13 protein-coding genes and 5 tRNA genes are annotated in these 13,462 nt (G+C 44.5%); 5 read left to right on the forward strand and 13 right to left on the reverse strand.

The window, feature by feature from the left end; translation table 11 throughout:
* Positions 1-126: 126 nt before the first annotated feature.
* From BUC05_RS09080 to BUC05_RS09110, 7 genes are all read right to left on the reverse strand, one after another.
* Positions 127-198, reverse strand: a tRNA-Gly gene (locus BUC05_RS09080).
* A gap of 3 nt (positions 199-201) precedes the next feature.
* A tRNA-Gln gene (locus tag BUC05_RS09085) sits at positions 202-276 on the reverse strand.
* Between the two features lie 5 nt (positions 277-281).
* Positions 282-358, reverse strand: a tRNA-Met gene (locus BUC05_RS09090).
* Positions 359-511: 153 nt separating this feature from the next.
* A tRNA-Ser gene (locus BUC05_RS09095) sits at positions 512-604 on the reverse strand.
* Between the two features lie 7 nt (positions 605-611).
* Positions 612-684, reverse strand: a tRNA-Ala gene (locus BUC05_RS09100).
* 168 nt (positions 685-852) lie between these two features.
* Positions 853-1,890: a competence type IV pilus assembly protein ComGB gene (gene comGB, locus BUC05_RS09105; protein ID WP_011247350.1), complete on the reverse strand. Its 1,038-nt coding sequence runs from the start codon at positions 1,888-1,890 to the stop codon at positions 853-855.
* The gene (locus tag BUC05_RS09110; RefSeq protein ID WP_011247351.1) at positions 1,877-2,902 is read right to left on the reverse strand and encodes an ATPase, T2SS/T4P/T4SS family; all 1,026 of its coding nucleotides are present in this window, start codon (positions 2,900-2,902) and stop codon (positions 1,877-1,879) included. The genes comGB and BUC05_RS09110 overlap by 14 nt, the downstream gene beginning before the upstream one ends.
* Before the next feature lie 155 nt (positions 2,903-3,057).
* On the opposite strand from BUC05_RS09110, the gene BUC05_RS09115 reads away from it, so the two are divergent.
* Complete coding sequence (locus tag BUC05_RS09115; protein ID WP_073304639.1) at positions 3,058-5,346, forward strand: ATP-dependent helicase; 2,289 nt, start codon at positions 3,058-3,060, stop codon at positions 5,344-5,346.
* Between the two features lie 265 nt (positions 5,347-5,611).
* Entirely contained in the window at positions 5,612-6,058 is a 447-nt protein-coding gene (locus tag BUC05_RS09120) for an efflux RND transporter periplasmic adaptor subunit (protein ID WP_011247353.1), read from the forward strand.
* Positions 6,059-6,134: 76 nt separating this feature from the next.
* On the opposite strand, the gene BUC05_RS09125 is transcribed toward BUC05_RS09120, so the two are convergent.
* Positions 6,135-6,716, reverse strand: a complete 582-nt coding sequence (locus tag BUC05_RS09125; RefSeq protein ID WP_011247354.1) for a spore coat protein — start codon at positions 6,714-6,716, stop codon at positions 6,135-6,137.
* 104 nt (positions 6,717-6,820) lie between these two features.
* Positions 6,821-7,099 carry a hypothetical protein gene (locus tag BUC05_RS09130; protein WP_011247355.1) on the reverse strand — a complete coding sequence of 93 codons (279 nt, stop codon included), beginning with the start codon at positions 7,097-7,099 and terminating at the stop codon, positions 6,821-6,823.
* Between the two features lie 673 nt (positions 7,100-7,772).
* Between BUC05_RS09130 and BUC05_RS09135 the strand changes: the two genes are divergently transcribed.
* The 3 genes from BUC05_RS09135 to BUC05_RS09145 all read left to right on the forward strand — a co-directional run bounded on the left by BUC05_RS09135 (position 7,773) and on the right by BUC05_RS09145 (position 10,213).
* Positions 7,773-8,486 (forward strand): BMQ_0737 family morphogenetic spore coat protein, encoded by a 714-nt coding sequence (locus tag BUC05_RS09135; protein WP_011247356.1) that lies wholly within the window; start codon positions 7,773-7,775, stop codon positions 8,484-8,486.
* 143 nt (positions 8,487-8,629) lie between these two features.
* Positions 8,630-9,340 carry a hypothetical protein gene (locus tag BUC05_RS09140; RefSeq protein WP_011247357.1) on the forward strand — a complete coding sequence of 237 codons (711 nt, stop codon included), beginning with the start codon at positions 8,630-8,632 and terminating at the stop codon, positions 9,338-9,340.
* Positions 9,341-9,463: 123 nt separating this feature from the next.
* Positions 9,464-10,213: a class I SAM-dependent methyltransferase gene (locus BUC05_RS09145; protein ID WP_011247358.1), complete on the forward strand. Its 750-nt coding sequence runs from the start codon at positions 9,464-9,466 to the stop codon at positions 10,211-10,213.
* Between the two features lie 173 nt (positions 10,214-10,386).
* Here the strand turns inward: BUC05_RS09145 and BUC05_RS09150 are convergent, their stop codons facing one another.
* The 4 genes from BUC05_RS09150 to BUC05_RS09165 all read right to left on the reverse strand — a co-directional run bounded on the left by BUC05_RS09150 (position 10,387) and on the right by BUC05_RS09165 (position 13,455).
* On the reverse strand, positions 10,387-10,734 hold the full coding sequence (locus tag BUC05_RS09150) for a DUF1360 domain-containing protein (protein WP_073304641.1): 348 nt from the start codon (positions 10,732-10,734) through the stop codon (positions 10,387-10,389).
* Between the two features lie 125 nt (positions 10,735-10,859).
* Positions 10,860-11,639 (reverse strand): enoyl-ACP reductase FabI, encoded by a 780-nt coding sequence (fabI, locus tag BUC05_RS09155; RefSeq protein ID WP_035201749.1) that lies wholly within the window; start codon positions 11,637-11,639, stop codon positions 10,860-10,862.
* A gap of 114 nt (positions 11,640-11,753) precedes the next feature.
* Complete coding sequence (locus BUC05_RS09160) at positions 11,754-12,659, reverse strand: RluA family pseudouridine synthase (RefSeq protein ID WP_073304643.1); 906 nt, start codon at positions 12,657-12,659, stop codon at positions 11,754-11,756.
* Positions 12,652-13,455 carry an NAD kinase gene (locus tag BUC05_RS09165; RefSeq protein ID WP_011247362.1) on the reverse strand — a complete coding sequence of 268 codons (804 nt, stop codon included), beginning with the start codon at positions 13,453-13,455 and terminating at the stop codon, positions 12,652-12,654. Before BUC05_RS09165 ends, BUC05_RS09160 begins: the two co-directional genes overlap by 8 nt.
* Positions 13,456-13,462: the final 7 nt, after the last annotated feature.

Raw genomic sequence — 13,462 nt, forward strand, 5'->3', positions numbered from 1 at the left:
CTGCTCGCTTATTCAAGCGATGTGAATGCGTCGAGGCAACTCGGAGATTACTCACGGATGTTTCGCTCGTGGCTGAGGTTTTACCACTAAACTACCCCCGCCTATCATTGATTTTGCAATAAAAAAAGCGGAAGACGGGATTCGAACCCGCGACCCCCACCTTGGCAAGGTGATGTTCTACCACTGAACTACTTCCGCATATGGCTGGGCTACCTGGATTCGAACCAGGGAATCACGGAATCAAAATCCGTTGCCTTACCGCTTGGCTATAGCCCATTATTTGGTTGCGGGGGACGGATTTGAACCGCCGACCTTCGGGTTATGAGCCCGACGAGCTACCAGACTGCTCCACCCCGCGTCGCTACTAATGAATATGAGATTTGCTGTGCTATTGTTTGAAAGAGGATAACTGTCTCTTCCTCTGCTTGCTCATTCAGGGATGTTTGGTGCGTCGAGACAACTCACTTCGTTCGTTGCTCCACCCCGCGTCGTTAAGAATAAATCAAAAGAATGGCGGAGGAAGAGGGATTCGAACCCCCGCGCGGTGTAACCCGCCTGTCGGTTTTCAAGACCGATCCCTTCAGCCAGACTTGGGTATTCCTCCGTAAAAGTGGAGCCTAGCGGGATCGAACCGCTGACCTCCTGCGTGCAAAGCAGGCGCTCTCCCAGCTGAGCTAAGGCCCCGAAAATGAAAGATTATGTAATGCCGCTTGTCTATCACCTCAGCGACATTTAATAATATACCATAGGAGCAGACATTGCGCAAGGACTTTTTTAAAAAAAGTTTTTCCAACTCATTTTTGTGCTCGTTCTTTTTCTATATTACCGATTCTGATAGGGATTGGTCAAGTCTTACTCAAGCGAACCGATCATTTCAAACATCGGCAACATGACTACTAAAAACAGACCAAATACAAACGCGCCAATTGCTAAAAGCAACACAGGCTGCAACCAAACAACGCCTTTTTGCAAGCGATCATCCATTTCTTGATAAAGCCATTCACTGTATTGTTGCAAATCACTAGCTATTGTGCCGGTACGCATACCATTCTCGACAATAGCAGCTAGTTCATCTAGATAATAAGGCTTTTCCTTAATGTAAGCAATAAATGACTCCCCTCTTTCTAACTCATTGTTCATCCACCGTGCTTCTTCTTTAAAAAAACGCAAATAATCTTGTCCTTCAAATACGTTTAGCGCTTGTTGCAACGACATTCCCGTTTCGAGGAGCCTTCCTAGTTGCAAAGAGAAATAATAGGAAATCGCTTGTTGGACTGTTGCTTTTATTGGCTTTATTTTTAGAAAGACCGCTATTTGGTCGTGTGGAGAGCGTTTTTTGTACTGCTTCCATATGAGCATACTTGCTATAAACCCAACTACAGCAAGTCCAATGAGCATATAGGGGATATAAGTAAGGAACTGGAAAAAGAACTGCGTTAGCCATGGAGGCGCTGATTCCATTGTCGCATACAATGATTTAAAGTGTGGAACAACAAATTGGTTTAATACGATCAGAACAACCGCAGCGCCCCAAAGTAAAAAAATGGGGTAACGCAGTAGCTTTTGCAGCTGTTTTTTTGTATAAGCTCTTTTTTCAGCCAACTGAGCAGCAGACACAAGCCCTTCTGCAAGCTCACCTTGCTCTTCATAGAAATAGACAAATGATTGTGCTTCTCCAGGTAGGGAGAATGGCTCGATGCTTTGCCACAATGTCTTCCCTTCTCTTAAATCTTTTTTTAAACCTGTAATTTTCCCCTGCAACTCTCTTGAGGCGTGGACAGCCAAGAACGACAATGCTTGGTCCATTTCGTACCCTTTATTCAACAATTCACCGAGACGCTTCAAAAATTGCACTTGTTCCACTTTTTGCTTTTCCCTAACAGTACCCACTGCCCACCTCCGTCATCCCTTTGTCTGTTAGCAAGTTATATGAGTGCCGGTCAATCGCTCCAATGGCCCACGCCTTGCGAACCGCTCTAAGCGCTTCTATTTCACCTGACTTGTCATTAGAATCAGCTCCTTTTAAGAGCGAATCCTTTAGCAACCATTCAAAAAATGCCACACGTTTGTTTTTGCTTACGACTTTCGCTAATTTTTGGTGAATGACTGCCCGGACGCATTCAACGCGTACATTCACGCCTAACTCCGCTAGACGGGCAAAGGCAAGAGAAGCACTCGCAGCGTGTAAACTGGCAATTACTAGATGGCCTGTTGTCGCTGCTTGCAAAGCAAGTTCCGCTGTGTTGCGATCACGAATTTCCCCAATGACAATCACATCAGGATCGTGGCGCAACACCGCTTTTAAAGCTGTTGCAAAAGTGATGCCCGCTTTTTCATTTGTTTCAATTTGAACCATGCCGTCAATCGGCCTTTCAATCGGGTCTTCAATTGTTACAATCATTTTCGTGCTCGATTGCTGCACGTAATCAAGCAATGCATAAACACTCGTTGTTTTGCCCGACCCTGTCGCCCCTGTAAAGAGGACAAGACCGTTCTGGCAATGGGCAAGCTCCGTGAACTTTCGCGTATCAGAAGCAAATAAGGAAAGAGATTGGAGTGTATAAGGAGTCGTGCGTGGGGAAATGCGTATAGCCAAACTTTCACTTGGTTTAGCAGGCAATGTCGAGAAGCGAAGTGTGTAACCATTGCCTTGCCAATCGTAGGAGATCGCTTTGCTTTGTGGTTTTCTTCGTTCGCCAATATCCATTCCGCAAGCGTACTTAAAATAGCTTACGATTCTGAAGCCATCCTCAGCCTTTAACGTTTGCCCAGCATGAATTTCACCAAGTGCCCGGTAATGAACTAGGTACCCTTTTGAAGTAGGGAGAAAATGAATGTCGCTCGCTTCAGACTGAAAAGCTTCATAAAGGATGGCCGTGCTTTTTCCTTCAATGTCAGCCATTTGTAACCTCCTTTACGGTTTTCTAGTTTTTTCGCTATCTATTAGCAATTCCCTGCATCTTTTTTGTTTTTTTATATAGTATTTTGTTATGAGCTTTTATTGCGTGGTTGCTGTTCCTTTTGATACGATAACGGTTGCACCCGAAAGGAGTTAGTATGAACACGGCACTTTATTTAAACGAACCTTTGTATTTGCCAGAACTTGATCGGGGGAAATGGCATACATTTTACCTGCTTAGTAAAAAAGGGTTGCTCCATTGCATACACTGTGGCGCCCCTTTATCTATGTCCTTCTCAATTCACCAAAAGCCCTCATTTATCCATCCCCCTAGCGGCGACAACCGTTGCAGGGAGCAAGTAGAAGCTTTTGAACAAGCAAGGCAAGCAGAATCTCAAACAGCTGCTACAACCGCACATGGGTTTCGTTTGCCTCAAAGAAGGGCGGTTTTAAACACCACCCCAGCATGGAAAGCGCCTCTTGTCTTGTCAAACGTTGCTCCGTTTACGGTGCCAGCCTCTACTAAACAAATGGCCATGGAAGGCTACCGCGAGCAACTGACAAAAGCCGGCCTTACACTCGACGATGCGCAATGGAAAGCTGTCAAGCATATCGATGGGCCGCTGCTCCTTTTAGCTGGCGCAGGTTGTGGAAAAACACGCGTCCTCACAGCACGGGCAGCCTATATGATAAGCGAAGCAAACATTCATCCCAACAAAATGGCGCTCGTTACGTTTACCGCAAAAGCCGCACAAGAAATGCGGGAACGAATGACTGAATACCCAGGGATTGAACCAACGTTCGCCCAGTCATTGCTGATTCGCACATTCCACAGTTTATTCTATACAATGCTTGTCCATGCTGATCCCAATAAATGGCATGGGTCAAAATTAATAAAATCAGGGCAAGAACTGTTAAAAACACAAGGCAGAGCGCTAGGTTTAGATGAGAGCGAGTTTCCTTATGATCAAGCAGCAACACAAATTAGCTGGTGGAAAAACCATATGATCGCTCCTAAACATGTTGAGACAACAGATCCGTTTGAAGAAAAAGCAGCCCTCCTTTACGAACATTATGAGAAAGCCTTGCGGGAAACAGGGCGTTTTGATTTCGACGATATGCAGCTCGGCTGCCTATATGTGCTCCAGGAAAACAACCGCCTCTTGCAGCGCTACCAAGAACGTTTTGCCTACTTGTTAATCGATGAATTTCAAGACATTAACCCTGTGCAATTTGAAATTGTCAAATTGTTAGCGATGCCTCAGCGCAATATATGCGTTGTCGGCGATGATGACCAATCGATTTATCGGTTTAGGGGGAGCGACCCTCGTTTTATTCGCAGTTTTACCGCTCACTATCCAGAAGCGAAAACGATTCATTTAGTCGAAAATTATCGTTCATCACACCCGATTATTGCCAGTGCCAATCGAGTGATTGCAGAAAATCGGACGAGACTAGAAAAAACGCTCGTTGCTCAGCACACATCCGATCAATTGCCTTATTTGTTCTTCCCCTACAACGAGGAAGAGGAAGCAACCATGATTGTGGAAGAAATCAAGAGGCTAATTGGAAAGGGCATTTGTCCAAGCGAAATCGCCGTGCTTTACCGCACGTCTACAAGCGTGAGAGCCCTCGTGGACCGTTTGGTTGATACGACGCTCCCATTCTCGCTCGAACAAGGATTTGCCTGTTTTTATGAACGGCCATTTGTACGCCGTGCGCTCTCCTTTTTGCGGATTGGCAGGAACGAAGAAAGTCCATATGTGATGGTAGAACTGTTGAAAGCTTTATTTATAAAGCAAGAGCATCTCGATCAGTTGTTACACATCCAGAAAACAGAACGGTGCAGTCTTCTTGAAGCCATCCCTTTTTTAACAGAGTTGCCCGCCTTTCAAGCAAAAAAACTAAAAACGTTGCCTGCTGATTGCCGCCGCATGCAAAAGATGAATCCATCCGAAGCGCTTGCTTTTGCCGAAGCACGTTTAGGATTGAATGAAACGATCAAAAAACAAGGTCAGGAAGGGAATAAATTCGAAAAAGGCAGCGACGATTTTAATCAACTTAAAGTCGCAGCGACACAATTTGAAACAGTCGAATCGTTTTTGATCCATATCGACCATGTAATCGCCAAACAACAGGAATGCCAAACGTTCCAAACTCGCCACCCAAAAAGCATTCAATTATTGACGATCCATCGTTCAAAAGGGCTTGAATTTAGCCATGTCTTTATTGTAGGAGCAGTCGAGGGCAGCCTCCCCCATGACTATGCGCTTGACGCTTGGCGAGAAGGCGATGATGGCCCCTTGCAAGAGGAAAGACGACTGATGTATGTGGCGATGACGCGTGCGAAAAAGGAATTGGCGATCTCGGCCCCTGTTCATTATCGGGGCAAACGAGCCCACCCAACCCGATTTGTGCGCAGCTTGATGAACCGCAGCCAAAACTAGGACGAGTCTGCTCTTCCCTCATTCCTTTTATAGGCATCCATTTCGTGTAACAACGCCGGAAATCGATGCCACGAACTCGGTGACGTATACTCCTCAATGAGTTTGCCATTGAGGAGTATAACAGTAGGAGATGATGCAAAAACAAGCAAGCACACTCTCTACTTTTCCCCCTTTCCAACCAAACACCGCCAATTTCAATTCATGTTTTTGTTTTGCTTTCATACATTTAAACTAAGCAATTATGAAGCTGAAAGGACTGATGAGAGTGAATCGATCTCCAATGCGTCTAACAGCTGCCCAACTGCACCAACGATTAATCCATGCCCAGGCAGAAGCGGCTAAATTAGAAATAGAGCTGAAACGATATAAAAATGATTATCATTACAACATGATCGACCAATTGCAAGCAGAGAACAAACAACTGCAGGAACGGCTTGAGCAGGCGCTAAACGAGAAACACAAATTATCAGAAGAGCTGGCGGAAGCAAAAGCCAAGTCATTTACCAACCCACCGCCACCAAAAGAAGCAGCCCCTGCTGCCGGCCCTGAGGTAAAGGTACAAGAAGAAGAACACCCGTCTCCAAAAGAAAAATTACAAGAGTCCACTTTTTACGTAGCTCATCGGGCGGCTCCACATGAACCAACTAGCGAAATGTCGCCAAACTGGTTCTCTCGTAACCTTTTAGATCGAGGGCGTTCGAAGAAAGAATGACCGCCAAGGCACAATAGCCAATCTGCGAAATCAACATACCAAAAAAAGCTGCCAAACTTGACAGCTTTCCATGGTATTAAAGGATATCCAATTCGACGAGGATGGCCAAGAGAATTGCGATTTGGATTTGAATGTTGACCGCCACTTGCGTATCCGTCGTTGACACTTGAACATTTCTGGAATTGTCGACAATCGTTTTTTGACGAGTGATTTGCTTCGTCTTTGAGACCTGAAGAATTTCTTGTGTGATTTCTTCGGCATTGTCGCTTCCAGCTAAAGAGATGCGGATAATCAACGCAATGGCAGCTTGAATCGCTACTTGTAAATTAATCGCTGCTTTCGTGTCGGTCGATTCCACTTCTACATCGCAAGAATCTTTAATATAAATGAGTTCTTCGGAAACTTGGATATCTTTGTTTGCCTGTGTTGCTCTTTGTGCGATATCTTCGTCAAAGCCCATTGGATGGCACGCATCTGGGTCTAATGCAGACCATTTCTTGTGGTGGTCATCTCTTTTATCCTTATCTGAATGATGGTGCTTATCCGAATGACAGTGTGAATCGTGTCCACCATGTGAACAGCTATGGCAAGAGCAGCTATCGCATGAAGATGAATGATGGCGCGGTTTATCTAAAAACCGTGTAAATTCTTCACTCATGATTTTCCCTCCAATTTAGAATCTAATTTAAATTATGCTCATCCGACTATTTTGCCTGTGCGTATGTCCCTGGAACAGCCGCCTAATTTCAGCTAAGGCCCTTGTTACTCTGTTTTTTTCCGTTTTTCCGCTTTCCGTTTTAGGATTTCACTAAACGGATCACTTTTCCCCTGCGAGTCATTGCCTTTGTCATTCTTTGCTTCCTCATTTGTTCCCGTTTGTTTTTCTTTCAACAGCTCTTCCACTTGTTGCTGCAGACCAAAAGCAGTGCTACGAATTTTTTCTTTTTCTTCTTCTGACAAGTCTTTTGTCGGAGAGACGTTATGCTTTTTTAAAACTTGGCGAACAAGGACTTCTATCAATTGTTGATATTGATTTTGCATGCATAAACCTCCTCATCGTTTTTTATTGGACACTAATACAATATGAGTTTGGCTCGTCTTAAGTGAGTGATACACGCGGAAAAATCAGCTCATTTACCGGCTAAACACGCCCATTTCATTTATTTACGCGTATTTCCTTAGCTTTATTTTGCTGACGGGGAACTTCTATTTAAATGAAGGAAGCGGCAGTAACGCTAAACGATATGACTTCAACTTGTTCACTTCATACATACGACGAAAGATGCAAGTGCTTCCCTACAGCTGGAGGCATGCCTCGTGGAGATGGCATGCCTTCCTTTTATATTGAATGAACATACAGGTCCAAGTCTTTTTAAGCCTAGTCTAAGATGAACGTTTATTTGTTTTTTTCTTGCCACCGCAGCAGGTAGGCTTTGGTTTGTACCCCGTTTTCGGTCTCTTTTTGTTTGTTACTCTTTTGATAAACGCTTGAGGCTGATTGCTTTTTTGATTCATCCGCTTTTTCCTCCTCTTTCTATTTATCGTATTTACTATCTTATGTTGCCGTGGCTAGAAGGTACGGATAGGAGCCCGAAAATAATTTATATCAGGCTGCACATTTTTACTGGCCATTCATACTATACAGTAGCCTGAACACCTAGTTAAGGGCACAAAGAGAGAAAACCACGCTAGGAAATCATAAGGAGGTTTATGCATGAGCACAGATCACGAAAAGCATAATGTATGCATTAGTGTCCCTAAAGTGTTCGACTGGGTCACACGCCAAGTCGATTTGCCAACGGCATGCTACCATGAAGGAAATAAATCCGGCAGTGATTTGTCCGAACTGTTTAAATGCAGGGACAGCGAGGCAGAATCGTTTACAGAGTTTATTAAACAATTCCCGAAATGTGAAGCCGTCTGCCGGGTGATTGAGTCCGAGATTTACACGAAGGAAGTGACTGATCCGCATAACAGAATGCAAGTAGAAGTTTGCATGCCAAATGGCGAAGAGGTTACGCTTGAGAAAGTGAAAATTCTCATTAAGGTTTCCGTCGATGTAGACCTATACGACGAAGCTGGCAACCATATTTGTACGTCATGCGAGCCATTTGAATTTACAAAAGTCGAAACGTTCTACTTATGCGCGCCAGAAGGCACTGAAGTGTGCGCTTTCGTCACAGCAGGTCAATGTGATGCTGAACTTATCTTTGACGGCTCTTATATGCAGCTGGACCTTTCTTTCTCCTTCTGCCTAGATGTCCATGTATTAGCTGACGTTTTGCTGGAAATTGAAGCGGCATATTGCAAACCTCGGTTGGAATTTCCTATTAGCGATGTTCTTTGCAAAGAAACGAAATTCCCACCACAATGCCCTACTCTATTTCCTGGCAAGAAAAGCAAAAGCCATTCAAAATCCGCATCCTAATCTCCCCTTTTGCCACCGAGCCGTTTCACGACGGCTCGGATTTTCTCGTCGCAAATGAATCAGCCATACATACAATAACGAGATGCCGCGTAGTCTGTATTACCAGACTTGTTTTCAATGTCCGACTTTTTAAGGAGGCGTCTATGTCTTTTAACCAGAAAACAAACGTTCATAAAGAACATATTCAACTAAAGCAGCGATTATTGCACTATCGTTCTGAAACGGTCAAAAATGAACGGCTGCTTCGTCAGCAGGAGAAGAAATTGCTTGAACAAAAGCGAATTATCGATGGATTGACTGACCGGCTGGAAGAATTGGCGCAACAAGCTGAAAAAAACAGCGGTGCCGGCGCAAACGACTATGAACAAAATTCTACGAGGCAAGCGATCATCGTCCCTTATTTTTCGTATTCCATTCTAGTGCCTTCTACTTTCGAAGAAGATGAAACAGTGCTTGTAAAGGGCCATTTTGTTATCGAAAATAAAGGCACGGCGCCACTGTCCACTCCTATCATTTGCCTTGCCTTTAATAAACCGGAATTGGCTAATTTGACTGGGAAAATCAATCGCCCCCGTGCGCCTAAAGACCATGTTGCTCAAATGAATGAAAGCGATGGCTGGTCTTTTTTAGAGGAAAGCGGCGATGCACAAGCAAAAGAAACGGGCCAGTATTGGCTGAAGCCAAAAACAGCGGAAATTCCTGCCTTATCAACGGTTATGTTTTCTAATTTTGAAATTCAATTGCCTATGGCGGCAACAAGCTCTGTGGCGATGCAAGTGAACGGTTTTGTATACGGCGACGAACATCCAGAAGGCATTCCTGCTTTGAATGCGATCGCTTTCACCCTTGTTTAGCTGTTTTATTAAATCAGGCGTTGTTAAGCCTGGTTTTTTTATTTTTACCGGTTTCCACCTTCTGTCATTGCACACTCTTTTAATTCCAAGCATATAACTATGTTTACTAGGAGGTGTAGAGGGATGACTGAGTTTTTCTTTCAAAAGGAAGTAGCGGAAAAGTACGAAGCCTATAATGACATTTTGGAGCAACTATTAGGGTATCAATTTGTGTTTTCCCATTTTGACAAAGACGAGCGCCAGACCATTCTTGACTTTGGCTGTGGGCCAGGCAAAATCGCAACACGCTTTGCTGAGTTGTTTTCAGCGACCGTTATTGCAGTCGACCAATCGGCAGAAATGATTCAGCTTGCTTCCAAGAAACACAACCATAAAAACGTGCATTATCGTTTAGTGAAAGACCCAAAACTCGCTTTTTTAGATGACAACTCCATTGATGGTGCTTTTTCATGTTTCGTTTTCATTACGATTGGGGATGAAGCAGTACTAAACAACATTTTGCAAGAAATATACCGTGTATTAAAACCAGGTGCTCCATTTGTGCTGTTAGATACCAATCCCAATTCCACAGGTCATGTTTTTTCCACATGCCGTATCGGCGAAAAAGGCAAAACCTACAAACGGGGCGATATCATTCAAAAAGAATTGCGTTGGGGCGGAAATCAGTTGCTAATTGAAGATTACCATTGGCCAGAAAAAACGTATGAAACATGGCTCGTTAACAACGGCTTTATTGAAATCGAAACACAACAACCGACGCTACAAAACGTTGCCAATAAGACGATTCGACGTGTGGAAGATGAGTACGGCCTAAAATGGAAAGATGAAAAAACCGTTCCTCCCTTTATTCTTTTTAAAGGGATTAAAGGATAGGATCGTTAATTGGAAAACCGTTTAGCCCTAACAGATTGGCAACCTATTGTACGATTAAAGAATAATATTTTTTGATGAATGCAAAACCATCTTATGCCAAGCTCTTTTTCATGTATGGTCCTTTATCCTTTCTATACACAAAAAAGGGGAGTTGCCTATGTGGCACTCCTCTATTATTCCAACTTTCTTGTCATCGTTTCCAGAACTGCTGCCACAGCAGCAATGGAAAAAAGAACGGCTAACGGCCAAAATACGCGTGGAAAAAAAACATACCCTCCATAAAAGAATAGCGCAACCCAGACACCGGTACACCAATAACAGGATAGTAGGCTTCCTACCCATTTGCGCAGCCCTCGCCCCTTGCCTTCTAAATACAACACCTTTTCTCCATTTTCATCTACCATCTCTGTTTCTTTAATAAAAGGGCGCCTAAGCCATACGGTAATATCATCCCAAACGAGCAAACGTGTAAAGCGGTAAGTCGCAAAAGCAAGCACGAACCATTCAAATGGTGAGATCATTGATACAAAATCCTTTCTGCCCATAATAGACATGATTATGAATGTGTGCTGTGCCTTATGTATAAATCAAAAACGAATAAAAAAAACAGCGCTCCTCATTGATGATGAGCGCTGCTTTTTTAACATTAAGCAAGTGAAAGAATATTATAGCCACTATCTACATGAAGAATTTCTCCGGTAATGCCCCGTGCTAAATCACTTGCAAGGAATAGAGCGGCATCGCCTACTTCTTCTTGGGTCGTCGTTTTCCGCAATGGTGCTCGTTCTTCAATTTCCTTAAGAACATTATTGAAACCGCCAATTCCTTTTGCTGCCAATGTCCGGATTGGCCCAGCAGAAATGGCATTGACACGAATGCCGTCTTTCCCAAGGTCGTTTGCTAAATACTTTACGCTGGCGTCCAAAGCCGCTTTGGCTACACCCATTACGTTATAATTGCGGACAACTTTCTCCCCGCCTAAGTACGTCATTGTAATAATGCTTCCCCCTTCGCTCATCAACGGGCGGGCAGCTTTGGCTACAGCGGTCAATGAATAAGCACTAATATTTTGAGCGAGCAAGTAGCCATCACGTGTGACATTTAAATATTCGCCTTCGAGCTCTTCCTTGTTTGCAAATGCAATACAATGGGCAAGTCCGTGAATGACGCCGGCTTTCTCTTTAATTTCGTTAAATGTTTTGTCAATCTCTTCATCGTTCGCAATATCGCATGGTAAAACAAGATGCTCCCCTTCGAGCGTTTCAGCAAGAGAACGGACATTTTTTTCTAACCTTTCTCCAGCGTAAGTAAACACCAAGTTTGCTCCTGCCCCTGCTAGCGCTTGAGCAATCGCCCAAGCAATACTGCGTTTATTTGCGACACCCATCACTACGTATGTACGGTTCGACAAATCAATTGCTTTCAATTGTTATCACTCCCATTTTATTATCAGGTACTAATAGTTTATCATAATGCCTAACAAGGTACTATGCAAAATTCGCGTTTGCTGTCTTAATTCCTGCCATACAACGGAACATCTTCAATGAATGGGATGCATGCCCTCAACGAATGGACGCCATTCCTTCGGCAAGCTTTTTTCAACATAAAGTACTTCGTCTGTAAACGGATGCGTCAATGCCACACGATCGCAATGCAGCGCTTGGTGGGCCAACGCCTCGTCATGATCTCCATATAGCCCATCGCCGACAAGTGGATGGCCTATGTAAGCAAAATGGACGCGGATTTGGTGTGTCCTGCCCGTTTCGAGCTGCAAAGACACTAAGCTGTGTGTCTTTGATTCTGCTTCCACCTTGTAGTGGGTTATGGCTGATTTGCCACCTGGCCCCACTTCTCGTTCAATAATGCTTCCAGGCTTCCTGTCAATTGGCGCATTAATAATGCCCGCTTTTTCTGAAAGAACCCCTGTTACAAGCGCTTTATAACAACGCTTGACGCCCCCTTGCTGCTGCAACCGAGATAGCAAATCATGGGCGTAACGATGCTTGGCGACAATCAGCAGCCCACTTGTGCCACGGTCAAGACGGTTGACAGCATGAAACGTTGCCTGCAGGTGCTGCTGTTTGTAATAGTGGAGCACTCCATTGGCAAGGGAACCTCCTGGTCTATCTCGAGAAGGAATCGTCGCCATATGTCCGGGTTTATCGGCAACGAGCAGATGCTCGTCTTCATAAGGGATGCCAAATAAAAGCTGTTCAGGTTGTAAACTTAGGCTAGGCGATTCAGGCGGTAGCACCATTGTCACTAAATCCCCTGTTTTTACCACATGGCGCACCGTTGCTTCCATCTCGTTTACCCGCAAAAGCCCACCTTTAAATTTCACGGCTGCCAAAAGCCGCTTCGACACTTGTTTTTTTTCACGCAAAAACGTCCGTAATAGCAGGGGCGCGTCTTCATCGACGCGCCATGAAAAAGTCGGGTTACTCACTAATAAAGGCCTCCTTCACCCGCTTCCAAAAAGGAAATGGCCGAAAACGGGCGAAACGAACTTTCTCTTCTGCGACACGGACTTGGATCGTATCGACATTTTCTGCAAACACCGGTACATTAAAATGATCGATGGTAACTTGGACGGACACATCATTTAGCAGTTTCAACAAACACGTATGATGCTGAGGCAACACTAGAGGCGATCCGAGCGTCCGATAAATGCGGTTGTTAATTGAAGCCATTTCCGATAGCTGGATCGATGCAAGGGACGGATGCAAGATTGCTCCCCCTAGCGCCTTATTGTAAGCCGTGCTCCCCGAAGGCGTGGACATGCACAAGCCATCGCCTCGAAATGTCTCAAACGCCTCTCCCTTAATCTCAACTGTGCAAACGAGTGACCCTTCGGTGCTTTTAATCGTACTTTCGTTGAGGGCTAAATGACGCCTCGGCTCTCTTTGGCCGCCACGATAGCGGATGACCACTTCAAGCAAAGGGTATTCGACAATCTGAAACGGCGTCTTGATGATATGAGTAATCAAATGCTCTGTTTCTTCAGGAACCCAGTCAGCATAAAAACCGAGATGGCCAGTGTGGATGCCTACAAAAGCGGTTTCCTCTAACCGGTGTGCATAAGAATGGAATGCCTCTAAAAACGTTCCATCCCCTCCCACCGTAATGACGATATCCGGTTTATCGCTGTCATGTGCCAAATCGGCAGCAAGAAGGCGTGTTTTTATCGTATCGCATAATTCATCTGAGAGTGTATCCCCTCGCGAGGCAACCGTAAACTTCAAAATTGTT

It is taken from the genome of Shouchella rhizosphaerae (assembly GCF_900142675.1).
Lineage (GTDB): Bacteria > Bacillota > Bacilli > Bacillales > Bacillaceae_D > Shouchella > Shouchella rhizosphaerae.

What these genes read in the sequence shown, in the direction of transcription:
- BUC05_RS09110 (WP_011247351.1), bottom strand. Translation starts at nt 2,902, where the DNA reads ATGGCTGACATTGAAGGAAAAAGCACGGCCATCCTTTATGAAGCTTTT.
- BUC05_RS09115 (WP_073304639.1), top strand. Translation starts at nt 3,058, where the DNA reads ATGAACACGGCACTTTATTTAAACGAACCTTTGTATTTGCCAGAACTT.
- BUC05_RS09125 (WP_011247354.1), bottom strand. Translation starts at nt 6,716, where the DNA reads ATGAGTGAAGAATTTACACGGTTTTTAGATAAACCGCGCCATCATTCA.
- BUC05_RS09130 (WP_011247355.1), bottom strand. Translation starts at nt 7,099, where the DNA reads ATGCAAAATCAATATCAACAATTGATAGAAGTCCTTGTTCGCCAAGTT.
- BUC05_RS09135 (WP_011247356.1), top strand. Translation starts at nt 7,773, where the DNA reads ATGAGCACAGATCACGAAAAGCATAATGTATGCATTAGTGTCCCTAAA.
- BUC05_RS09140 (WP_011247357.1), top strand. Translation starts at nt 8,630, where the DNA reads ATGTCTTTTAACCAGAAAACAAACGTTCATAAAGAACATATTCAACTA.
- BUC05_RS09145 (WP_011247358.1), top strand. Translation starts at nt 9,464, where the DNA reads ATGACTGAGTTTTTCTTTCAAAAGGAAGTAGCGGAAAAGTACGAAGCC.
- BUC05_RS09150 (WP_073304641.1), bottom strand. Translation starts at nt 10,734, where the DNA reads ATGATCTCACCATTTGAATGGTTCGTGCTTGCTTTTGCGACTTACCGC.